The organism is Cohnella nanjingensis, assembly GCF_014212125.1.
Classification (GTDB): Bacteria; Bacillota; Bacilli; order Paenibacillales; family Paenibacillaceae; genus Cohnella; species Cohnella nanjingensis.
In genome coordinates this window covers 108,181-132,483 of the sequence record NZ_JACJVP010000025.1, presented here as the reverse complement: position 1 = coordinate 132,483, position 24,303 = coordinate 108,181, and the positions used below count along the sequence as shown (strand labels likewise).

General features: G+C 62.1%; 16 protein-coding genes. All 16 read left to right on the top strand.

Features of this window, described 5'->3' with window-relative positions:
• Positions 1–454 precede the first annotated feature (454 nt).
• The 16 genes from H7C19_RS15990 to bglX all read left to right on the top strand — a co-directional run bounded on the left by H7C19_RS15990 (position 455) and on the right by bglX (position 24,074).
• On the top strand, positions 455–1,045 hold the full coding sequence (locus H7C19_RS15990) for a TetR/AcrR family transcriptional regulator (protein WP_185143757.1): 591 nt from the start codon (positions 455–457) through the stop codon (positions 1,043–1,045).
• Between the two features lie 57 nt (positions 1,046–1,102).
• A complete protein-coding gene (locus H7C19_RS15985) occupies positions 1,103–1,513 on the top strand; it encodes an SRPBCC family protein (protein ID WP_185143756.1) in 411 nt (136 codons plus the stop codon).
• Between the two features lie 503 nt (positions 1,514–2,016).
• Entirely contained in the window at positions 2,017–3,030 is a 1,014-nt protein-coding gene (locus tag H7C19_RS15980) for a LacI family DNA-binding transcriptional regulator (protein ID WP_185143653.1), read from the top strand.
• A gap of 229 nt (positions 3,031–3,259) precedes the next feature.
• A complete protein-coding gene (locus tag H7C19_RS15975) occupies positions 3,260–4,696 on the top strand; it encodes an extracellular solute-binding protein (RefSeq protein ID WP_185143652.1) in 1,437 nt (478 codons plus the stop codon).
• Positions 4,697–4,762: 66 nt separating this feature from the next.
• A complete protein-coding gene (locus H7C19_RS15970; RefSeq protein WP_185143651.1) occupies positions 4,763–7,864 on the top strand; it encodes an extracellular solute-binding protein in 3,102 nt (1,033 codons plus the stop codon).
• 164 nt (positions 7,865–8,028) lie between these two features.
• On the top strand, positions 8,029–8,922 hold the full coding sequence (locus H7C19_RS15965) for a carbohydrate ABC transporter permease (protein ID WP_185143755.1): 894 nt from the start codon (positions 8,029–8,031) through the stop codon (positions 8,920–8,922).
• A complete protein-coding gene (locus H7C19_RS15960; RefSeq protein ID WP_185143650.1) occupies positions 8,923–9,282 on the top strand; it encodes a hypothetical protein in 360 nt (119 codons plus the stop codon). It begins immediately after the preceding gene.
• Between the two features lie 185 nt (positions 9,283–9,467).
• A complete protein-coding gene (locus H7C19_RS35490) occupies positions 9,468–10,343 on the top strand; it encodes a carbohydrate ABC transporter permease (RefSeq protein ID WP_185143649.1) in 876 nt (291 codons plus the stop codon).
• 16 nt (positions 10,344–10,359) lie between these two features.
• Complete coding sequence (locus tag H7C19_RS15950; RefSeq protein ID WP_185143648.1) at positions 10,360–12,441, top strand: YIP1 family protein; 2,082 nt, start codon at positions 10,360–10,362, stop codon at positions 12,439–12,441.
• Positions 12,434–14,752: a DUF5696 domain-containing protein gene (locus H7C19_RS15945; protein ID WP_185143647.1), complete on the top strand. Its 2,319-nt coding sequence runs from the start codon at positions 12,434–12,436 to the stop codon at positions 14,750–14,752. Before H7C19_RS15950 ends, H7C19_RS15945 begins: the two co-directional genes overlap by 8 nt.
• Positions 14,749–15,642, top strand: coding sequence for a carbohydrate ABC transporter permease (locus H7C19_RS15940; protein WP_185143646.1), 894 nt, complete (start codon positions 14,749–14,751; stop codon positions 15,640–15,642). The genes H7C19_RS15945 and H7C19_RS15940 overlap by 4 nt, the downstream gene beginning before the upstream one ends.
• A gap of 13 nt (positions 15,643–15,655) precedes the next feature.
• A complete protein-coding gene (locus H7C19_RS15935; RefSeq protein WP_246469544.1) occupies positions 15,656–16,642 on the top strand; it encodes a carbohydrate ABC transporter permease in 987 nt (328 codons plus the stop codon).
• A gap of 16 nt (positions 16,643–16,658) precedes the next feature.
• Entirely contained in the window at positions 16,659–18,017 is a 1,359-nt protein-coding gene (locus H7C19_RS15930) for a glucoamylase family protein (RefSeq protein ID WP_246469543.1), read from the top strand.
• Complete coding sequence (locus H7C19_RS15925; RefSeq protein WP_185143645.1) at positions 18,010–20,427, top strand: beta-galactosidase; 2,418 nt, start codon at positions 18,010–18,012, stop codon at positions 20,425–20,427. Before H7C19_RS15930 ends, H7C19_RS15925 begins: the two co-directional genes overlap by 8 nt.
• 78 nt (positions 20,428–20,505) lie before the next feature.
• On the top strand, positions 20,506–21,756 hold the full coding sequence (locus tag H7C19_RS15920; protein ID WP_185143644.1) for a glucoamylase family protein: 1,251 nt from the start codon (positions 20,506–20,508) through the stop codon (positions 21,754–21,756).
• A 95-nt stretch (positions 21,757–21,851) separates the two neighbouring features.
• Complete coding sequence (gene bglX, locus H7C19_RS15915; RefSeq protein ID WP_313731711.1) at positions 21,852–24,074, top strand: beta-glucosidase BglX; 2,223 nt, start codon at positions 21,852–21,854, stop codon at positions 24,072–24,074.
• The last annotated feature ends 229 nt before the right edge of the window (positions 24,075–24,303 follow it).

The window sequence follows — 24,303 nt, the reverse complement described above, 5'->3', positions numbered from 1 at the left end:
TTGGAGGAATTATGCCATACCTTGACCCGCAATTAATGAGGACGTTCCGGTGTAAATTCATGAACCCTCTGCATTTCAACCGCGTTTGCGGCATTCTTAGGTCCCATCGATTTGAAGATTTAAAAGACCACGGCAAGTGCTGCCAGATGATTGATCGGCTATCCGATTGTTTGGGAGTGCCGGTCACACCCGAACAAAGAGAGAACGCGGCCCAGTGGCTGATGAATTGCTGCATAGATCCTGAAAATCCTTACCATCGTAGACGGATGTGGAATCTAATCCATGGAATTTAATATCGTTTAGAGTGATGTGGAGCTGTCTAACGGGCAGCTCTTTGTTTTGAGTACTTAGCCATTTACGGCATAGATGAAGGCATTTCATTTGACAATCCCGGTGAACCTGGATATATTGAAGGCATACGATGCAAGTAAGTACTTGCATTCAGCAGGAAGACATGGAGACGATGGACACGTTGAACAACAAAGACAAGATCCTCTTAGCCGCGATCGAGCTGATGTCCGAGAAAGGGTACAAGGGCGTAACTACCAAGGAGATTGCGGCGGCTGCCGGCGTAAACGAGGTGACGCTATTCCGGAATTTCGGGAGCAAGATGAACTTGCTCGGCGCGGCCGTCGACCGGTTCTACTACACGGGAACGATGGAGTCGATCTTCCGGGAGCAGTTGGTGTGGGACTTACGGACGGATCTGCGTCTGATCAGCCGTAGTTATCATGAGATCATGAACCGCAACCGCAGGATGTTCATGATCGTCCTCAAGGACGATGAGTTGATCGATTTGCGGGAGAAGGCGCAGCGGCATCCGCAGCTATTGAAGGAGATGCTGAAGAATTATTTCGCTGCCATGCAGGAGAGAGGCAAGCTGATCGAGACCAGCACAGAGGCGCAGGCGATGACTTTCTTGTGGATGAACTACGGGGCCTTCATGACTTCGTTGCACGGAAATGCGTCGCTCATCACCAGTCTTACGATGCTAGAATTTATGGAGTCGAGCATCGAGCTGTTCGTTAGGGCGCTGACGCCCTGACTTCTTCGACGGGTAGAGGTTAGCAAGAGCACACTTGAATGAGAGGGTAGATGCGTGATGAGAGGACAGACGGCTTCGGCAGGATTCCAAATCGGCGTTCGACGGACTTATCCGATCTCGCCAGAGCGAGCATGGGCATTCTTGCTCTCACCGGAAGGGCTCAAGTTGTGGTTGGGGGAGCTGTCCCAATTAGAACTGCAAGCGGGGCATCGCTATACGACCGAGGAAGGGACTACGGGCGAACTGCGGGTGGTGAATCCTGTTCGCCAGCTCCGTATGACTTGGCAGCCGAAGGGGTGGGAGCAGCATTCGACGCTGCAGATTCGCCTCATCCCGAGTTCGTCCGACCCTGAGAAGACCACGATTAGTTTTCATCAGGAAAAGCTAAGGGATGCGCACGCGAGGGAGGCGATGAAGCGGCGCTGGGAAGAGGTAGCGGCCGGCATCATGGAGAAAGTAACGGACTGAGTCGGAGATGCCAAGGCGATGACCTTGTATGAGAAGAAGCTGCTGCCGAGTTTGGGGTTCGCGCCTCTTCGGATTCTGGCTTGAGCGACGAAACCATAGTAAAGCGCCCGGGCTCTCATCAGCCGGGCGCTTTGTTGTGGGCAAATTGCTTCGCTTCGCCCCCCGCTCCTTCTTGCCCTAACCATGATCAAGATCGGTTGATGCTACTGTTTACCAAGCCCTCCCTCGCTTGCGAGAGAGGGCTTTTTTACGTGCTTTGAGAAAGTTGCCCAGCCTATCGTATCCGCACGAAAGAGACAATGCTTTTCTGTGCGAATCTGTAGAATCGTTTCAACAAAAATAAATCGACTATCCTCTTCAATCATTATTCTTTAATATTTCTCACAAATTTTGTTTAAAAATCATCTTGCAAGCGTTAACAATATGGCTTATAGTAGAAATATCTTATTGAAACGATTCAACAAATCCGCAATATAAACCGGATTCACCCTCGGGAGGACGCTATGGCCACGATCAAAGATGTCGCCAAACAAGCGGGCGTTGCCGTCTCCACGGCTTCGTACGTGATCAACAACGACCCCAGAATCAGCGATGAGACGAAGCGGAAGGTATGGGCCGCGATCGAGGAGCTGGACTACCGGCCCAACGCCGTCGCCCGGAACCTGAAGCGGCGGAAGACGGAGACGATCGGGCTGTTCCTCACCGGCTTCGGCGGGCCGTTCTTCAGCTCGATCATCCAAGGGCTGGAGGAGGTCGTCATCGCGAACGGCTACGATCTCGTGGCCTGCAGCACGCCGGGGAACCATCAAGGCTCGGCCAACCGCTTCCTGCGGGAAAAGCAGTTCGACGCCGCCATCGTCTTCGGCCCGACCATTCCCGACGAGCTGATCCTGCAGGTTGCAAGGAAGGATTTCCCGATCGTCGTGATGGACCGGGAGCTGAAGGCCGACCATGTGCACCACGTCCTGGTGAACAACGTCCAGGGAGCGAGCACGGCAGCCAAGCATCTAATCAGCCTGGGCTACCGCAAGATCGGCTACTTGAGCGGAGGCGTCGGCTCCTACAACAACCAGAAGCGGCTCGAAGGCTTCAAGAGCGCGCTCGCCGAGTCGGATCTCCCCTATCAAGCCTCCTATACGGCGCAAGGTCACTTCACCGAGAGCGGCGGCTATCAGGCGATGAAGTCGCTCATCATGAGCGGCAACGTACCGGAGGCGATCTTCTCCGCGAACGACGAGATGGCGATCGGCGCGATCCAGGCGCTGACGGAAGCGGGCTACCGGATCCCGGAGGACGTGGCGATCGTCGGCTTCGACGACATCCGGCTCGCCGCCTTCGTCCGTCCGGCGCTCACGACGATCAGCCATCCGAAGCACGAATGGGGCACGCTCGTCACGCATGTCGTCTTCCAGGCGCTCCAGGAGACGATGGACGAGCCGCGTTCGATCCTGCTGGATACCGAGCTCGTCGTTCGGGACTCCTGCGGCGCGCAGTTGGTCCGCGGACCCGCGCTCTGAGCGGATGCCGGCTTTTCTAAGCCGACTTGCCGGCTGAATGTCTCTCGCGACGCTCCGCGCCGGCCGACGGGCGTGTCCGAATCCGATCGATCCATGTACCGCATCCGCATGTAGACTTTGTTTGGAGGTGATGGCGCTCCAGGCCTAAGGAACGGACACCACGCGTGAGCTTAAGCAAGCTAGCAGGGATTGCATGATCATCACATTATCAAGCTGGGGGAACGTCACTATGAAAAAATCGGTCGGTTTGATTCTGTCTTCCGTAATGCTGATCGGGCTGCTCGCCGGCTGCGGCGGCAAGTCGGGCGGCAATGCGAGCCCTTCTGCAAGCGCTGTCAATTCGAGCGATAGCGCCAGTCCGTCGGCATCGGCATCGCCCTCCGCCTCGGCTTCCGAGACCACGAGCGCGTCGCCTAGCGAATCGCCCTCGGGCGAAGTCGTGACGCTGAAGTACGCGACCTGGAACGACCCGGTCGTCGAACAGAAGAAGCTGGACGCCTTTATGAAGACGCATCCGAACATCAAGATCGAGATCGACAAGTCGGTCACCTGGCCGTGGGACGAGAAGCTGGGCGCCGCGGCCGCAGCCGGCAAGATGCCGGACGTCTTCTTCGTCTTCAACGGACCGTCCAACGTCGCGAACGGTTGGCTGGCGGACATGAAGCCGTACCTGGACGGGGACGCGGACTACAAGCCCGAGAACATCTTCGGCAATCTGAGCGCTACCGGCGCTTACAACGGCAAGCAGTACATGCTGCCGCACCAGCTGTTCATGCAAGGCGTCATGATCAACGTCGACCTGTTCAACAAAGAGAACATCCCGCTGCCGAAGAAGGACTGGACGATCAAGGACTTCGAGAAGATCGCCAAGAAGCTCACCAAAGTCAGCGACCACCAGTTCGGCGTCGAGAATCTGCTGGGCGCGCGCGAGCTGTTCGTGCCGCAGTTCGACCTTTCGCTGGGCTGGCTGACGTACGACGGCAAGCAGTTCAACTTCGACAAGCCGGCCTTCTCGGAAGCGATCCACTGGATCAACAACGTCGTATACAACGACAAGACGTCCGTGGACCTGTATGACCGCAAAGAGCAGGACAAATGGTACGGCAAAGACAAGAGCGCCTTCGTCGCAGGCAAGGTCGGCATGAAGATCGACGCCAACTGGGCGTTCGCGGACGTCACCAAGAACGGCAAGTTCAAGTGGGACTTCCTGCCGCTCCCGGGCAGCAAGGGTCAGCGCGTGCCGCTGATCACCGACTACATCGGCATGGCCGCGAACACCCAGCATCCGAAGGAAGCGTTCGAATTCATCAAGTGGCTGACCTACTCCAAAGAAGGCTGGACGCAGCGCATCAACGAGATCGAGAAGCCGATCACCTCGCTGCCGCTGCTGAACGACCGCGACGTATGGGACGCCTACATGAGCACGTCCTATACGGCGCCCGGCCTGAAGGACGCCATCGCGATGATCCCCGACGGCTTCGTCGACGGGTACAAGTGGCTGCCGGGCGACGCCGAGATCATCGACAAAGTGCTGAATCCGTACGACACGAAGAAAGAGCTCGTCTCTCTCAAAGTGAAGCCGGAGGATGTAGCGAAGGACATTCAGAAAAAAGCGATGGATATCTTCACCAAGAATCAAACGCAAATCGACGCGGCGACGAAATAGCAGACGACGCGATCCCTCCCTTCGGCTAATAGGGAGGGATCCTTCCGCCGTAGGGGGAGTGAGGACATGAAGAGAAAGATGATGGCCGTCGTCCTGGCCCACATGCTGCTGTTCGGAACCGTCACGATGTCCGGCATGCCGGTGCCCGTGCCCCAAGCGCATGCCGTGGGCGATGCGCAGAACGCGGAAGCGAATTCGGGCACCGACAAGGAGGACGTGCTCGACGCGCTGTTCGGCGGCAAGAAGGACGACCCGAAAGGGGACGCGCAGAGCGGGCGGCAGGCGGACGGCAAGCCGGGGCGGGAGGAAGTCGTCAGGCAGGTGGTCGAAGCGGATTACTTCGACGTCCTGCGCCAATGGGAGCAGGAAGGCGTTCGGCCGGCGGCGGGCTTCGAGCAGGAGGTGCTGCCTTCGTCGTTCGCCGTTCAGGGCCGTCCGGCACCGCTCGAGGCCGCGTCCGGCAGCGAAGGCTATGACATGCCGGCTTTCCGGTGGGACGAGCAAACGCCGTCGGTTTCTTTTCATGTCCATGTTCCTCAAGACGGACTGTATCGGATGAAGATCGACTATTATCCGCTTACGAGCAAGGTTATCTCCATCGAGCGGGGACTGCAGATCGGCGGGCAGTACCCTTACTTCCAAGCCCGGCAGTTCAAGCTCGCGAAGTATTGGAAGAACGGCGTCTACCCGTTCGCGAAGGACCTGCTAGGCAACGACGTGCTGCCCGACCAGGAGATGATCCCCGGCTGGCGCACCCAGGAGGTGTCGGACCCGGCGTCCGCGGACGACCGCGCGCTGCTGTTCCGCCTCCGCGCGGGCGACAACGAGATCACGCTGCCCTACGTCAGCGAACCGATCCTGCTGGGCCGGATCGTGATCGCGAGCCCGGAGACGGTGCCGACTTATGCCGAATATAGCCGGATGATCGGATCGGATCCGGCGCCAAGCGCGATCGAGACGATCGAAGCCGAGAACATCGAGATGAAGAACGAGCCGTTCATCCGCGCCCAGGCGGACGGCGACCCCTCCGCGGTCCCTTTCAGCAGCGGCAGCATGCGGCTGAACGCGCTGGGCGGGGACTCCTGGCAGGTCAGCGGCCAGGACGTGACCTGGAAGTTCCAAGTGCCGAAGGACGGCAACTACCGGATCGCGCTTAAATACAAGCAGATCGAGATCAAGAGCGATACGGGCACGGATATGCCGGTGTACCGGTCGCTGCGGCTCGACGGCGCGCTGCCGTTCGAGGAGATGCGGCAGGTCTCGTTCCCTTACGAGAAGAGCTGGACGAACCGCGTCCTCGCGGACGAGAAGGGGGAGCCCTACCTCTATCGTCTGACCGCGGGCGAGCACACCTTGACGCTGATGGCCAACGATGTCCCCTACCGGGAGACGATCCTGGCGGTCAAGGACGTCATGAAGGGCGTCAACGAATTCATCATCCAGCTCAAGATGGCCACGGGCAACACTCAGGACGCCAACCGGGATTGGGACCTAACGGACCAGATCCCGGACGCGGCGGCGCGGCTCGAGCAGTACGCCGGCAAGCTCGAAGCGCAGACGGAGCGATTGACGCAGCGAATCGGCACCACGACCGACGCGTCGAAGTCGATGAAGATCTCGGCGCAGATTCTGCGGGAGCTGGCCAAGGACCCGAACGCCATCCCGTACAAGTCGTCCCGGCTGAACGGCGGATCCGGCTCGGTGATGCAGCTGCTCGGGAAGACGCTCGCGAAGCTGCCGAACCAGCCGCTCACGCTGGACCGGCTGTACGTCTACGCGGACAAGAAGCTGCCTTCCGCCCATGCGGGCTTCTTCAGCCGGATGAAGGCAAACGCGTCGGTGTTCTTCGGCTCCTTCACCAAGGACTACGCCAAGATCAACGACAACGGCGGCGACGCGCTGCAGATCTGGGTGAACCGTCCCCGCCAGTACGTCATGGCGATGCAGCAGCTCGCGAACGAGGAATTCACCAAGCAGACGGGCATCAAAGTGTCGTTCTCGCTCATGCCCGACGAGACCAAGCTGATCCTGGCCAACGCCGCGGGCAACTCGCCGGATGCCGCGCTGTCGATCAACACGACGACGCCGTTCAATCTGGCGTCCCGCAACACGCTGACCGACCTCAGCCGATTCCCGGATTACGCCGAGATCGCGAAGCGGTTCGCCCCCGGCACGATGCTGCCTTACCAATTCAACGGGGGCTCCTACGCGCTGCCGGAGACGCAGGACTTCTGGGTGCTGTTCTACCGGAAGGATATTCTGGACGCGTTGAACCTCCCGGTGCCCGATACGATGGAAGACGTGAAGCGGATCTTGCCGGATCTGCAGCGGTACGGCTTGAACTTCTTCGATCCGCTCGCCCTGACCGGCGGGAACAAGCAGATCTGGCTGACTTCGCCGTTCATCTATCAGCACGGCGGCGAGCTGTTCACGCCGGACGGCGGCAAGACCGCGATCGACAGCGAGAGCGCCATCGCCGGGATCAAGGAGATGACGGACCTGTTCACCGTGTACAATCTGCCGCTGAACGTACCCGTCTTCTACAACCATTTCCGCGACGGCAGCCTGCCGATCGGCATCTCGAACTTCACCACCTATATCCAGCTGATGTCGGCGGCGCCGGAGATCAGCGGGTTGTGGAAGATCGCGCCGATGCCCGGCGTGAAGAACGAGGCGGGCACCGTGGAGCGCTGGGCGGCCGGCACCGCGCAGACGTCGATCATCTTCAAGAACAGCAAGCGGCAGCAGGATGCGTGGGAGCTGCTGAAGTGGTGGACGTCCGCGGAGACGCAGATTCAATTCGGCAACCGGATGCAGACGATCTACGGTCCGACCTTCATGTGGAACACGGCCAATCTGGAGGCGTTCGAGCAGATGGCTTGGCCGGCGGAGCACATCAAGGTCGTGCAGCAGCAGTGGCGATGGCTCAAGGATGTGCCGCATGTGCCCGGCGACTACATGCTGGAGCGGCAGCTGAGCGACGCGTGGAACAAGATCGTGTTTAACGGCGTTAATCCGCGGCGGGCGATCGAGGATGCGACGATCCTGACCAATCGCGAGCTGGCCAAGAAGCTTCAGGAATTCGGGTTCATGAAGGACGGCGCGTGGATCAAACCGCTGCAGATGCCGACCTTGTCCGGAGGGGAAAGGCAGGGGAGTCAACCATGAATGAATCGGCGCAAGGAACCCCAGGCGCGCATGCCGCGCATACCGAGCACCCGGCGCATCCGGTGCATCCGGCGCATGCCGCGCATCCGGCACATGCCGCGCATCCGGCACACTCGGCGATGAAGGCGTCCAGCCCGGAGCGCTCCTTCTTCCTCGGGAAGCGGATGAAGCATGGGATGCGGGAAGAGCTGTCGGCGTACGCTTTTCTCGCGCCTTACCTCATCTTGTTCAGCTTGTTCATCGTCATCCCGGTCGGGGCGGCCATCGCTCTCTCGTTCACCTATTTCAACACGGTGGAGCGGCCGGTCTTCATCGGCCTGCAGAATTACGTGAACCTGCTCACCCAAGACAGCGAATTCATGATGTACGTGCTGCCCAATACGATCAAGTTCGCGCTCCTTGTCGGCCCGGGCGGGTACATTCTGTCCTTCTGGCTGGCCTGGCTGCTGGCCCAGATCCCGCGCAAGTCGCGGACGGTGCTGGCGCTCGCCCTCTACTCGCCCTCGATGACGGCGGCCGTGGCGATGGCGGTCATCTGGCTGACGCTGTTCAGCGGCGACAGCGCGGGATACATGAACGCCTTCATGCTGAAGGTGGGGCTGATCGACGAGCCGATCCAGTGGACGCAGTCGCCGCACTACCTGATGCCGATCATGATCGTCGTCACGCTGTGGAACAGCATGGGCGTCGGCTTCCTCGCCATGATGGCCGGCATCCTGAACATCAACAAGGAGATGTACGAAGCCGGCTATATGGACGGGATCAAGAACCGGCTCCAGGAGGTGTGGTATATCACCATCCCTTCCATGAAGCCGCAGATGCTGTTCGGTGCGGTCATGGCGGTGGTGGGCACCTTCCAGGCGGGCGAGATCGGCGTGCAACTGTCCGGCACGAACCCGACGCCGCAATATTCGGGCCAACTGCTCATCAACCATATCGCGGACTACGGCTTTATCCGCTATGACATGGGCTACGCTTCGGCCATCTCGGTGGTCCTGCTGCTCATCATCTACGGATTTTCCAAAGTGGCCTGGCGGCTGTTCGGCGACAAGGATTGATTGGGCGGGCTGAAGACGTTACAAGAGGGTAAGCCGACCCGGAGCACTGTAACAATAAAAAGTATCGTTACAGCGCCGAAAGTGCCGCGCCCGGGGCGCTGTAACGATAAAAAGTATCGTTACAGCGCCGAATGTGCCGCGTCGGGGCGCTGCAACGATAAAAAGTATCGTTGCAGCGACGAAAATGTCGCGCCGGAGCGCTGTAACGATAAAAAGTATCGTTACAGCGGCGAAAGTGCCGCGCCGGGACGCTGTAACGATAAAAAGTATCGTTACAGCGCCGAAAGTGCCGCGCCGGGACGCTGCAACGATAAAAAGTATCGTTACAGCGACGAAAGTGCCGCACCCGGGGCGCTGTAACGATAAAAAGTATCGTTACAGCGACGAAAGTGCCGCGCCGGGACGCTGTAGAGAGCGTCAGCCGGGGCGACCTGTGGAGCGCGTCCAATCAGAGCGGTCCTATGGGAGTGCCAGGTGTGCCGTCCCGTCGTGGCTGGACAAGCGTTCGATCCATATCGATCTATATCGCGTAAGAAGGTGATTCGGTGGCTTCCTTCCACGGCAACAAAATCAATCCGAACCGCTTCGGCTTCGGCCAAGTGAAATTCTACGTCTTCCTGATCCCGCTCGGCCTCGTCATGATTCTGCCGATCGTGTTCATGTTCTCGCAGGCGCTGAAGCCGCTCGACGAGCTGTTCATGTTCCCGCCGACCTTCATCGTGCAGAAGCCGACGATCGAGAACCTCGTCACGCTGCTCAGCCTGAAGGACATGACCGTCATCCCGGTGACGAAGTACCTGTTCAACAGCGTCGTCGTCTCGGCCGCCGTCGTGGCGCTCGCGCTGCTGACGAGCGCGATGACCGGGTACGCGCTGTCGAAGAAGAAGTTCAAGCTGCGCAAGACGCTGTTCGAGATCAACACGATCGCCCTCATGTTCGTGCCGGCCGCGGTGACGATTCCGCGCTACCTGGTCGTGGAGAAGCTGGGGCTGATCAACACGTACTGGGGCCATGTCCTGCCGCTGCTGGCGCTCCCGGTCGGGGTGTTCCTGGTCAAGCAGTTCGTGGACCAGATCCCGAACGAGCTGATCGAGGCGGCCGCGATCGACGGGGCCAAGGACACCGCGGTGTTCCTGCGGATCGTGATGCCGCTCATCAAGCCGGCGATGGCTACGGTCGCCATCCTCGCTTTCCAGACCGTGTGGAACAACGCGGAGACGTCCAGCTTGTACATGAGCAAGGAGACGCTCAAGACGTTCGCGTTCTACATGACGACGCTGAGCACGACGATCGGCAACAACGTGGCGGGCCAAGGCGTGGCGGCCGCGGCGGCGCTGATCATGTTCATCCCCAATCTGATCATCTTCATCTTCATGCAGAGCAAAGTGATGGACACGATGGCGCATTCGGGGCTGAAGTAGAGGAGGGGAGACGCACATGAAGCATCTGATCAAATGGAAATCCGCGTTGTTGGCGGCCGCGATCCTCTCCCTGCTGACGGTCGCCCTCCCGTCTCCCGCTAGCGCGGAATACGCCGCTTTCACCTTCAAGCAGGACGGCTATCCCCGGCTGACGCAGACGGCCTACGTGCCGATGGGCGCGCTGGACGGCTACGGCATGTTCGGTGCCGGCTCGGCCGCGCGGGAGGAGAAGGGCGAGATCACGGCCGCGCTGGACCAGCCGCAGGATCTGTTCATCGACGGGCGCAACCGTCTCTACGTCGCGGATACCGGCAACGGCCGCGTCCTGGAGCTGGACGACAAGGGCCGCCTGATCCGGGCCATCGGCGAAGGCGAGCTGGAGGAGCCGACGGGTCTCTACGTCGACGAATCCGGTCAGCTGTACGTGGCGGATTACGGCGCCGAGCAGATCGCGATCTACGACCGCGACGGCAAGCGGATCAAGACGATCGGCAAGCCGGAGTCGCTGCTGTTCGGCAAGAACAACGCGTTCAAGCCGAAGAAGATCACGGTCGACAAGCGCGGCAATCTGTACATCGTCGGCGAAGGCCTCATCCAGGGGCTCGTGGAGCTGAGTCCGGACGGCGACTTCCTCGGCTACTTCGGCGGCAACCGCGTCGGGTTCAATCTGGAGCGGGCGATGCAGAAGCTCTTTTTCACGAAAAAGCAGATGAGCCAGCTGTCGCAGAAGCTGCCGCCGTCCCCGACCAACGTGGCCGTGGGCGACGACGGCCTCATCTTCACCGCGACGGTGGGCCTGGGGAGCGGCAGCGTCAAGAAGCTCAACGTGGCGGGCGACAACCTGCTGCGCTCGTCTTCCTATATGAGTCCGACCTTCGCGGACATCACGGTCGACCGCGCGGGCAACATCTACGCGACCGATTCGACCGAAGGCATGATCTTCGTCTACGACAAGGACGGCAGCCTGCTGTTCGCCTTCGGCGGGATCGACTCCGGCTATCAGAGCCTGGGCTACTTCACGTCGCCGTCGGGCATCGCGGTGAACGGGAACGGCCTCTTGTACGTGCTCGACAAGGAACGCGGCAACATCCAGCTGTTCAAGCCGACGCCGTTCGCGCTGCTCGTGTTCAAGGCGACCTCCCTGTACCTGGACGGCAAGTACGTGGAGAGCCTCGAGCCATGGCGCCAGGTGCTGCGGCTGGATAGCCTGTTCGATCTGGCCCACGTGGGCATCGGCCTCGCCTACTACAAGCAGGGCAAGTTCGATCTGGCGTTCGAGGAGCTCAAGTTCGCGAAGAACGCAGGCGAGTACTCGAACACGTACTGGGAGCTGCGCCGGTCGTGGCTGATGAAGCACGTCTCGACGGCGATCCTCGTCCTGGCGGGCATCCTCGTCGTCTGGACCGTCGTCAAGCGGCTGTATCGCAAGTACCGGTTCGGCGCGCCGGTCGTAGACGCGCTAAGGCGGTTCCGCCGAATCCGGCTCGTCAGCCAGCTGTTTCATGCGTTTCGGATGCTGCGCCATCCGATCGACGGCTACGAGGAGCTGACCGGCGGCCGCGCGTCCGTCTTGTCGGCGACGCTCCTCCTGATCGCGCTCGCGGCGGTCCGGCTGTACGAGGTGTATCAGACGAGCTTCCTCTTCAGCGGTACCGATCCGTTGCAGGTCAGCCTCGTCTCGGAGCTGCTGAAGCTGTTCGTGCCGCTCTTCGCCTGGATCGTATGCAACTACATGGTTAGCGTCATTAACGACGGCGAAGGGAAGTTCAAGGACGTCTACAAGGGCTCGATCTATGCGCTGAGTCCCTACCTGGTGCTGGGCGTGCCGCTGGCCTTCCTGTCCAAAGGCCTCACCTTGATGGAGTCGGTCGTATACGACTACAGCCGGTTGTTCATGATCCTCTGGTGCATCGTGCTGTTCCTCCTCATGGTGAAGGAGATCCACGGCTACGAATTCAAGGAAACGTTCAAAAACGTCGCGATTACCTTGTCCGGCATGGCCGTCATGGCGCTTATCGCCTTTATCTTCTTCGGCTTGTCCAGTCAGGTGTGGGATTTCGTGCGCAGCATCGCGGAAGAGGTGAAGTATCGTGCCTAAACGTAACGCTATCGTCCGCTTCGGCCTCGTGCTCGGGGCCGCGCTCTTGGCCGGGTCGATCGCCCATGCCTTCGGCGAGACGGGCCAGACCGCGCCGCAGCCGGGCGTCCCGAACGCGCAGGAGGAGCTGGCGTTCTTCCAGTCCAACCGCTATACGTCGCCCGAGCCGCCCGCCCAATACGTGCCGGTCATTCCCGTCGGCAAGGACTTCAAGCTTGTCGGCGATAACGGCAGTCTCGCGCTCTATATGAACATGGAGACGTACGCGATTCAGATCAAGAACAAGGCGACCGGTTACGTCTGGTCCTCCGTGCCGGACGAGCGGGCGATGGCGAAGGAGGAGCTGAACGACGACTGGAAGAACGTCATGCTGTCGCCGTTCATCCTGGAATACTTCGACGCCGAGGACGAAGCGCTCGCAACGAGCAACTATCGTTCGCTCCAAGGCAAGGCGGTCGCCGCCAAGCCGATCCCGAACGGCATGGAAGTGACGTACGCGCTCGCGGATCTCGGGATCCGGCTGACCGTGCGGACGGCGCTGGACGACCAAGGGTTGTCCGTGACGCTGCCCGGCGACGGGATCGAGGAGCAGGGGAATGGCCGCCTCGCGTCCATCCAACTGTATCCCTTCCTCGGCGCCGTTCGACGGGCGGACGTGCCGGGCTATCTGTTCATCCCGGACGGCAGCGGCGCGCTCATCCGCTTCACCGACCATCAGACGCGGTTCGACGAGCCCTATGTCGGGCAGATCTACGGCCATGACATGACCACGACGGGCTTCGGATGGTCGAACCGGGTGTCCTACCCGGTATTCGGCATCGTGCACGGCGCGGAGCGCAACGCCCTGATGGGCACGGTCGAGCAGGGACAGACGAACGCGGAGATCGTCGCCTATCCGAGCGGGGTGAACACGAACTTCTACTGGATATCGCCCCGATTCGAGATCCGCTACGCCTACTTCCAGCCGACCAGCCAGTCGATGGGCGGCATCAACGCGTTCACGAAGCAGCGTACGGAGGGCGACAAGCAGGTTCGCTACGCCTTCCTGAGCGGGAAAAAGGCCGACTACGCCGGCATGGCGGCAGCCTACCGCGCGTCTCTGCAGGCGCGGGGCATGCTGCCGGAAGCGAGCGGAGCCGCGGGCGATGGCGCCGACGCCGGCGACGTGCCGGTGCAGATCGACTTCCTGGGCGGCGATATCGAGCCCGGCATTCTGAGCAAGCACGTCGTGAAGCTCACCTCATTCGCGGACGCCCAAGCGATCTTGGAGGACCTGCAGCGGCAGGGCGTCCGCCGCGTCACGGCGGTGCTCAAAGGCTGGAACGCCGGCGGCCTGAACGGCGTCCGTCCGGCCAAGCCGGCATACGCCGGGGAGTTGGGAGGCCGCTCCGGATTCGAAGCGCTGCGGAACTACGCGCAGCAGCGCCAAATCGCGCTGCATCTGTACACCAACTATACGGACCTGCTCGGCGGCAGCCCGCGGACGAGCGTGCGGTCGGACGCCGCGCGGATGGTGACCGACCGGCTGGCCGAGTATTCGTACGTGAGCAAGTTCGTGAATGCCTTGTACAAGGACATGAAGGGCTATCTGCTGCGACCGGCGACCGCGCTGCGTCTCGCGACGGACGACTTCGCGTCGTTGCGGGAGGACGGGCTGACGCATCTGACGCTGGACGGTACCGGCTTCATACTGTTCTCCGACTATGGCGGCAAGCAGCCGGTCAACCGGACCGAAGCGGTGGGGGCGTACGGGCGATTGGCGGACGAAGCGGCCAAGCGATCGCTGGGTCTCGCGATCAACGAGCCGAACGATTACATGCTGAAGCATGCCGAATCGATCCTGAACGTGCCGATGGAGTCGTCTCAGTTCATGTACACGACGGATACGGTGCCGTTCGTCCAGATGGCGCTGCACGGCGTCGTCGACTACTACGAGGGTTACGCCAACCACCAGGCCGATCCGTCGGAGAGTATGCTGCGCATGATCGAATACGGCGCCTATCCTTCGTTCATCCTCACGAAGGAGCCGTCCTGGAAGCTGCAGAACACGCCGTCGAGCGAGCTGTTCTCGACCGCGTACGAAGATTGGGCGCCGGAGATCAAGCGGCTGTACGACAAGGCCAACGAAGCCTTGAAGCCGGTGCGGAACGCCTACATGATCGCGCGCGCGGTGCCGGACTACGGCATCGTCCAAGTCCGCTACGACAACGGCGTCGACATCTGGATCAACTATACCGGGCAGGAATACAGCGACGGAACGGTCCGCGTTCCCGCCCGCGACTTTGCCGTGACGGGAGGCGATCGTTCATGAAGCTGAAGCCGAAGCTGAGGCTGAACAAGCCGCGGCGCGAAGCGTTCATCGGCTACATGCTCGTGCTGCCGTGGATTGTCGGGTTCCTGCTGTTCATGGCATACCCGCTGTACTTCTCGCTGTTCATGAGCTTCCACAAGGTCGCGATCACGCCGTACGGCATCCAGACGACCTACCTGGGCTGGGACAACTACAAGGACGCCTTCCTGACCGACCCGGCGTTCATCCAGAAGCTGCTGGCTTTCGTGAAGTCGACGGTCGTCATGATTCCGATCGTCATCGTCTTCTCCCTGTTCGTCGCGCTGCTGATCAACCAGCCGATCCGGGGACGGCAGTTCTTCCGGGCGATCTTCTTCCTGCCCGTCGTCATCACGAGCGGCGAAGTCGTGCAGGAGCTGTTCGCGCAAGGCGCCGCGACGATCCCGCTGATGGACCAGTCCGGCGTGATCGCCTATCTCGAGGACAATCTGTCGCAGGCATGGTCGAGCCCGCTGATCGACGTGATCAAGCGCTTTATCCTGATCCTGTGGTACTCCGGCGTGCAGATCCTCATCTTCTTGGCAGCGCTGCAGAAGGTGAACACCCAGGTCTACGAAGCGGCCGCCATCGACGGGGCGTCGCCGTGGGTCATCTTCTGGAAAATCACGCTGCCGGAGGTCAAGCCGTTCATTCTCGTCAATCTCATCTATACGACGGTCGATCTGTTCACGAACACGTTCAGCGACGTCATCAAGCTGATCCAGGACAACATGTTCCAGGTGGGCACGGGCTTCGGCTATTCGAGCGCGCTGGCGTGGATCTTCTTCGCGGTCGTCCTGGTCGTGCTGCTGCTCGTCGCCTGGCTGTTCCGGAACCGGGAGAACGCGGCCTATGCCGGAAATGGAAGATAGGGAGGGACCGACTTTGGAAGACTTGAAGACGACAGCGACGGAGACCCGGATCGGGACGACGGCCGACTGGCGGAAGCAGGCGCGCCGCTGGACGGACAAGGCCAAGCATCTGCTGTGGGGACGGCAGGGCAACGACGGACTGATGCTCAAGACCGTCGTGTACGCGCTGCTCGTCATCGTCGGATTCGTATACGTCTATCCGTTGCTGTTCATGACGTCGCAGAGCTTCAAGAGCCTGAAGGATCTGCTCGATCCGACGATCGGCTGGATCCCCCGGCAGCTCGAGTGGAGCAACTACACCCAGGCTTGGCACGTGCTCCACTATATGCAGGCGCTCGGCACCTCGCTCTTGAACTCCGTCCTGCCGGCCGTGGCGCAGACGGTCTCCTGCGCCGTCGTCGGCTACGGCTTCGCGAAGTACAAATTCCCCGGCAAGCCGGTGCTGTTCGCGCTCATGATGATCACGTTCGTCGTGCCGAAGCAGGTCGTCATGATTCCGATGTTCCTGATGTTCAAGGAATATCACATGCTGGAGACCCCGCTGCCGTTCATCGTGCCCGGGCTGTTCGCCCAGGGGCTGCGGGGCGCGCTGTTCGTGCTCATCTTCGTCCAGTTCTTCCGCACGATCCCGGTCGCGCTGGAGGAGGCGGCCTCCATCGACGGCGCGGGGGCGCTGAAGACGTTCTACCGGATCATCCTGCCGATCTCCGTGCCGGCCATCGTCGTCGTGTTTCTATTCTCGATGGTATGGCACTGGAACGAGACGTACCTGGCTTCGCTGTACCTGGGCAACGCCATGACGACGCTGCCGCAGGAGCTCAAGACGTTCAACGATTCGTTCAAAGCCATGTACACGGGCGGCGCCAAGATCACGGACGTCAACGAGGCGATCCGGATGGCGGGCACGCTGCTCATCGTTCTGCCGCTCTTGGCCTTGTACCTGTTCGCGCAGAAATACTTCACGCAGGTCGTCGACAAGACCGGGCTGACGGGGGAATGACGGGGGGCTGCGAATGATGCGAATGTTGCGAACGATGCCCATGCTGCGAATGCTGCGAATCAAGCGGGCGCTGCTGCTGCTCTGTGCCGCCGCGGTCCTCGCCGGGTGCGCGAAGAGCGGCGAGCCGAGCCGGGCGGTCGCGACTGGCAAGCCGGACGCCCAAGCGGACGAGATGCTGGAGCGGGAGAGCCGCGCGAGCTTCGACTTCTTCTGGCAGGAGGCCAATACCGACGCCGGGAGCGCCGGCTACGGCCTCGTCGCGGATCGGGCGCCCGGCAATCCGGGCCTCGCCAGCGTCGCCTCGACCGGCTTCGGGCTGACCGCCTTGCCGATCGGCGCGGAGCGCCGTTGGATCGGCCATGACGAGGCCCAGGACCGGGCGCTCGGCACGATCGAGACGCTGCTGTCCCGCGCGGCCAAGGAGCACGGCTTCCTGTACCACTTCCTGAATCAGGCGGACGGGACGCGGGCGAGCGGCAGCGAGGTGTCGGTCATCGATACGGCTATCGCCGTGAACGGCGCCCTCGTCGCGGGCGTCTACTTCGGCGGCGAGGTGGAGGCCAAGGCCAAGCAGTTTGCCGAGCAGGTGGAGTGGCCTTGGTTCCGCGATCCGGCCAACAATCAGTTCTATATGGGCTACTCGCCCGAAGCGGGCTTCTCCGGGCACTGGGACTTCTATGCGGAGCAGCTCATGATGTACATCCTGGCGGCGGGGTCGCCGACGCATCCCGCAGACGGCGAGATGTTCTACGCGTTCCAGCGGGACACGCGGGCTTACGGGGACGGCGAACCGTTCATCCATTCGTGGTTCGGCTCGCTGTTCACGCATCAATTCTCGCACGCCTGGTTCGACTTCCGCGGCTACGAGGACCGGGAAGGGGTCGACTGGTGGACGAACTCCGTCGCCGCGTCGGCGGCGAGCCGGCAGTTCGCGATCGACCAGTCGAAGGCGTACCGGACGCTGGGTCCGAACGCGTGGGGACTGACGGCGAGCGACAGCCCGGACGGCTACAACGGCCTGTTCGGCTCGCCGCCCTCCAGTCTCGACGACGCGCAGCACCGGACCGACGGGACGTTGGCGCCCGCCGGCGCGCTCGGCTCCCTGCCGTTCACGCCGGAAGCGTCCCTCGCGTCGCATTATATGGGCAAGCCCGCGCTATGGGGGAAATACGGCTTGGCCGACGCCTATAACGAAGAGACGGATCCCGCGTGGGTCGATCCCGACGTCATCGGCATCGACAAGGGCATCACGCTGCTCATGATCGAGAATTACCGGAGCGGCAGGGTTTGGGACTGGTATATGAAGAGCGAATACGTGCAAGCCGGCGCGAAAGCGATCGGTCTAGCCGCCACAAGGAGAGATTCCCATGATTGAGATCACCCGCAAGCAGATTCGAATCGACGGCCGCCCGGTCCTGATCCTCTGCGGCGAGATTCACTACTACCGGCTGCGCCGGGAGGAGTGGCAGGACCGCATCGACAAGCTGATTTTGTCCGGCTGCAACGCCGTCGCCAGCTACGTGCCATGGCTGTGCCACGAGGAGACGGAGGGCGAGATCGATCTCGAAGGCAAGACGCGGCCCGAGCTCGACTTGGCCGGCTTCATCGATCTGTGCCGGGACAACGGACTCTACTTTTTCCTACGGCCGGGCCCGTTCATCATGGCGGAGATGAAGAACGAAGGGCTCCCCTATTGGATCTATCGCAAGCATCCCGAGATCATCCCGCTCGGGTGGGACGGCCGTCCGGCGACGACGAAGACGGCCGACTATCTGGCCTACGGGTTCCTGATCGAGACGCGCCGCTGGTATGAAGCGGTAATGGCGGTCGCCGCGCCCCGGCTGCAGCCGAACGGGGGCAACATCATCGCGATCCAGCTGGACAACGAGATCGGCATGCTGTCCTGGGTGAGCAACGGTCCCGATCTGACGGAGCGCGTCATGGAGGACTTCGCGAGTTGGCTCGGGGACCGCTACCCCGCCGAAGCATTGGCGCAGCGGTATCCGTTCGACCCGAAGGACCGGGACGCGCGCCGGACGGCCATCCGCTCGCCCGAAGAAGCGTACGCGCCCGCGCTGCATCTGGACCTGGGACGCTATATGCGGCACCGGTTCTCCCGGTACGTGGACATCCTGCGGGATTACGCCGAAGCTTACGGCGCGGCAGGCGTGCCGTTCGTAGTCAATATCCACGGGACGGGCGGCGGCCGCGGCTTCACCTACCCGATCGGCATCAGCCAGCTGTACGAGTCGTACGAGGGCAAGCCGGGCGTCATCTCCGGCTCCGACATCTACTTCGGCGATCTGAACATGGACACGTTCCAGGACCTGTATCTGATCAACGGCTTTATGGACGCCGTCCACGACGCCGACCAGCCGCTCACGTCCGTCGAGTTCAACTGCGGCGACGGCAACTTCGGCGAGACGTACGGCTCGCGCTACGATCCGTCGGCGGCCGATCTCAAGATGCGGATGTGCGTCGCCCAAGGCAATCGGCTCGTAAATTACTATTTGTTCGCGGGCGGGCGCAACGGCGTGCTGGACCAGCGGCCCGGCGACGGCAACGACAGGGTCGCGTTCACCGGCGAACGGCACGGCTTCGCGGCTCCCGTCGGGCCGGACGGCGACCTGAACTATACGTTTCCCCGGATGGCCCGCGGCATCGGGGCGGTCATGGCCGTCTCGGAGAAGCTCGCGGTCATGGACGAGGAACGGGACGCGGTCTCGTTCGCCTTCATCCCCGACTACTACATGACGGAATCGCGCTATCCGGGCAGCGCGATCATGAAGGAGATCTACGACGATCTCGAGGCGAACCGCGCCCATTGGAGCTGGGAGACGCTGGCTCGGGCGATGCTGCTGGCCGGCTATCGCTTCGGAGCCGTGGATATTCAGAACAAGCCGCTGCGCGCGGATGCCGTACCCGCGCTCGCCCTCCTGTCCGCGAAATACATGGACGGCGAGGTGCAGCGCAAACTGGCGGAATACTTGAGAGAAGGCGGGAAGGTTCTCTTGTACGGGGAAGTGCCGCTCTATGACATGGAGGGCCGTCCTTGCCGCGTGTTGGCGGATGCGCTGGGCCTTCGCTTCCTCCGGGAGCATCGCGAATCGCCGCATTACTACCCGTCGGTGCTCACCGAAGGATGGGCCGCGCCGCGGCCGGAAGTGCGGACGTTATTCGCGCAGACGTTCGAGGCGGCAGCGGGAACGGAGACCGTCTTCCGCCTGTACGGGAGCGGGGAGGCTTGCGGCTTCGACCTCGCGGTCGGCCGCGGCCGCGCGATCGTCCTGACCGCCCGCTATCGGACGGACATCGCCCTGTACCGCACCGCGCTCGAACGGCTTGGAGCGAAGCCGGGGCTAACGCACGACTGCGCGCATCACGGCATCTTCATGACGTCTATGCGTTCGCCGATGGGAGAGCGGTTCATCCATCTGCTCAACCTCGACGGCTTGGACAAGACGTTCCGCCTCTACGAGGACGGAACGCCGCTGTTCGGCGGCCGCGAGCTGACGCTCGGCAGCCGGGACGGCGTCATGCTGCCTGTGAATGTGACTTTTAACGGCGTGAACATTCGCTGCTCGTCCGCCGAGATCACGAGCGTCGAGCCGAACGCGATCGCCTTCCGCCTGACGCAGGCGCGCGACTGGATCGAGCTCGAGACCGCCCGCGTCATCGCGGAGAGCGACGATTACCGGGTGGAACGGGCGGATGCGTTCTACCGCGTCTGGTCCAACAAGCATGCCAAGGTCGACGATCGGTTGACGGTGCGGTTCGAGGGTTAGCCAAGACCGGTGCGTCCTAAGCCGAGGGAGGCACGGGAGTAAGGACATCGGTACTACGACGCAACTAGGGGGAACGAGATGGAGAGATTGACCGACGAACAATTGCTGGATCTGGAGAGCAGGAGGAGCTTCCGGTTTTTCTGGAAGGAAGCGAATGCCGATCCGTCCAGTCCCGGCTACGGGCTTATCCGCGACCGGGCGCCCGGCCTGCCGAGCATGGCGAGCATCGCCTCAGTCGGCTACGGATTGACGGCGCTGGCGATCGGGGCCGAGCGGGGGTGGGTGACGCGCGAGGAGGCTTACGAGCGCGCCCGCGGCACGCTGCATACTTGCCTGCATCATGCGGCGCAGCGTCACGGTTTCTTTTTCCACTTTCTCGATATCGATACGGCTGAGCCTTACGGCGGGTGCGAGGTGTCCGTCATCGACACGGCGATCTGCATCTGCGGCGTGCTGACGGCGGGCGAATATTTCGGCGGGGAGGCGCGGGAGCTCGCGAAGGCGATCTACGAGCGCGTGGAATGGGACTGGTACCGGAATCCGGAGACGAACCAGTTCTACATGGGGTACGACGACGCCAGCGGCAAGCACTTCGGTACTTGGGACCACTATGCCGAGCAATTCATGATGTATTTCCTCGGCGCGGCCTCCCCGACGCATCCGGTGCCGGCGGATATGTTCGACGATTTTGTCCGGTACGTCGGATACTACGGCGAGTATGGACCGGTCATTCACAGCACGGGGGGCGCGCTGTTCGTCTACCAGTTCTCGCATGCCTGGTTCGACTTTCGCGGCCGGCAAGACCGGCGCGGGGTGGACTGGTTCGAGAATTCCGTCCAGGCGACGCTGGCGAACCGCCAGTTCTGCATCGACCATGCCGACCGGTCGAAGACGTTCGGGCCGTCGTCCTGGGGGTTGACCGCTTGCGACGGGCCGCGCGGATATCACGGCGGGTATGGGGCAGACCCGAATACGACCAAGCGGGACTACGTGGACGGGACGATCCCGCCTTGCGGGGCTGCAGGCTCCATCGTCTTCACGCCGGAGCTGTCGATCGCGGCGCTTCGCCACTACTACGAGAACTATCCGAAGCTGTGGGGACCCTATGGCTTCCAGGATGCCTACAATCTCGACGCGTTCCCGGAATGGTACGCGGAGGACGTCATCGGCATCGACAAGGGCATCACGCTGCTCATGATCGAGAACTACCGCACCGGATTCGTCTGGCGCCACATGATGAACACGGCTCCCGCGCGGGAAGGCATGGCCTTGTGCTTGGGCGGGCAGGAAGAACGGGATCGGCGGCCGGCGGCAGACAGCGGGCAATAGATAGGGAGATTGCATAGAGGAATAGATCGCGAAATAGACTTTGAAACGGATCGAGATGCAGATCGCGAAATAGATAGAGATGGGATAGAGATGATATAGAGAAAGAGAAAGAGAAAGAGAAAGAGAAAGAGGAGCGGAACATGGACCATCAACAACTGTTATCCCTGCTTCGGCAGATGACCTTGGATGAGAAAGTCGCGCAGCTGCTGCAGTTGGCCACTCCGTTCTTCAAAGGCGCGGACGACGCGGGCATGATCACCGGACCGATGGCGTCGCTGGGCGTGACGGAGCGGGAAGTGCGCAACGCGGGCTCCGTGCTGGGATTGTCCGGCGCGCAGCAGGTTATCGACATTCAGACGAATCATTTGAAGCACAACAGGCTTGGCATCCCGCTGCTCGTGATGTCCGACATCGTGCACGGCTTCAAGACGATCTTCCCGATCCCGCTCGCGATCGGATGCTCTTGGGACATGGCGCTCGCGGAGCGGAGCGCGGAGATCGCGGCCCGGGAGGCCGCCGTCTCCGGCGTTCACGTGACCTACGCGCCGATGGTCGACCTCGTCCGGGATCCGCGCTGGGGCCGGGTCATGGAGTCGACGGGCGAAGATCCGTATCTGAACAACCTATTCGCCCGCGCGTTCGTCCGCGGCTTCCAAGGCCAGGATCTCGCGGGCGACACGGACCGCGTCGCCGCCTGCGTCAAACACTTCGCCGCGTACGGCGCGGCCGAAGCCGGCCGGGACTACAACACGGTGGACCTGTCCGAGCGCCTGCTGCGGGAGTTCTACCTGCCGGCGTACAAGGCCGCGCTCGACGAAGGCTGCGAGATGGTGATGACTTCGTTCAATACGATCGACGGCATCCCCGCGAGCGGCAACGCCTGGCTGATGCGGAAGCTGCTGCGCGAGGAGTGGGGCTTTGACGGCATCCTGATCTCCGACTGGGGCGCGGTGAAAGAGCTCATCCCGCACGGCGTCGCGGAGGACGAAGCGGAAGCCGCGTACAAAGCGATCCGTGCCGGCGTGGACATCGAGATGATGACGCCGTGCTACGTACACCATCTGGCGGAGCTCGTCCGAAGCGGCAGGGTGGACGAACGGCTCGTAGACGAAGCCGTGCTGCGCATCCTGCAGCTCAAGAGCAAGCTCGGCTTGTTCGAGCGCCCGCTGCGCGGGGCGGATCCCGAACGGGAGCGGGAGATCGTGTTTTGCGAGGCGCATCGCTCGTCCGCTCGCGAGCTGGCCGTCAAGTCGTGCGTGCTGCTCCAGAACGACAACGAAGTGCTGCCGCTCGCCGGTACGGGCAAGATCGCGCTGATCGGCCCGTTCGCGCAGAGCGGCGACATTCTCGGCGCTTGGTCCTGGCAAGGGGCGAAGGAGGATGCCGTCACGTTGCGCGACGGACTGGCGGCCGCCGGTCTGGACGCGTCCCGCTTGATCGTGGCGGAGGGCTGCGGCGTCGATGCGCCCGCGACGGAGGCGCAGCTTGCGGCTGCGATAGAGGCGGCCGGCGAAGCCGACGCGGTCGTGCTGGCATTGGGCGAGCATGCCTGGATGAGCGGAGAGGCGAGCTGCCGCGCCGACATCCGGCTCCCCGAAGCGCAGCTCGCGCTCATCGCGGCGCTGAAGCCGCTCGGCAAGCCGACGGTCGCCGTCCTGTTCAACGGCCGGCCGCTCGACCTGCACGGCGTCGCGGATCAGGTTGACGCCGTCTTGGAAGCCTGGTTCCCGGGCAGCGCGGGCGGTGCGGCCGTCGCGGACCTGCTGCTCGGGAAGGCGTCGCCTTCCGGCCGGCTGGCGATGTCCTTCCCGCACGCGGTCGGACAGGTGCCGGTGTACTACAACGCCTACAATACCGGCCGCCCGAACGTCCCGACCGCGCCGGACCACTACGTCTCGAAGTATCTGGATATCCCGAACGAGCCGCGCTATCCGTTCGGGTACGGGCTCGGCTATACCACGTTCGCCTACGAGGCGCCGCGGCTGTCGGCCGCCGAGCTGCGCGCGGACGGCGAGCTGACCGTCTCCGTCCGGGTGACGAACGCGGGGCGGCGGACCGGCGAGGAGACCGTCCAGCTCTACGTGCGCGACGTCGCCGGAGACGTCGTCCGGCCGGTCAAGGAGCTGAAGGATTACCGCAAGCTCGTCTTGGCGCCGGGCGAGTCCGCCGAGGTGTCCTTCACGATCACCGAGCCGCAGCTTCGCTACTATCACGCGGACTTGACGTTCGCCAGCGATCCGGGCGAGTTCATCGTCTACGTCGGTCCGAACAGCCGCGATACGGCCGAAGCGCGGTTCCGTTTGACCTCGACCGTCTAGCGGGAAGCGGCATGCGCGTTGGCTTTAGCTGTTGTCCACGGGGCTCCAGCTAACGCATCATAGATTATTTAGAATAGGCATGACGAAAACAACCTTGTCCCGACGAACCGTCATCGGAGCAAGGTTGTTTGATTTTCCGTCTATGGCTGCGCTGCCCGCAGACCACCAACAGGCCGAGATAACCGCAGAATCGGGTTAACGCGGTGCCCGCAGACCACCAACGGCCCGA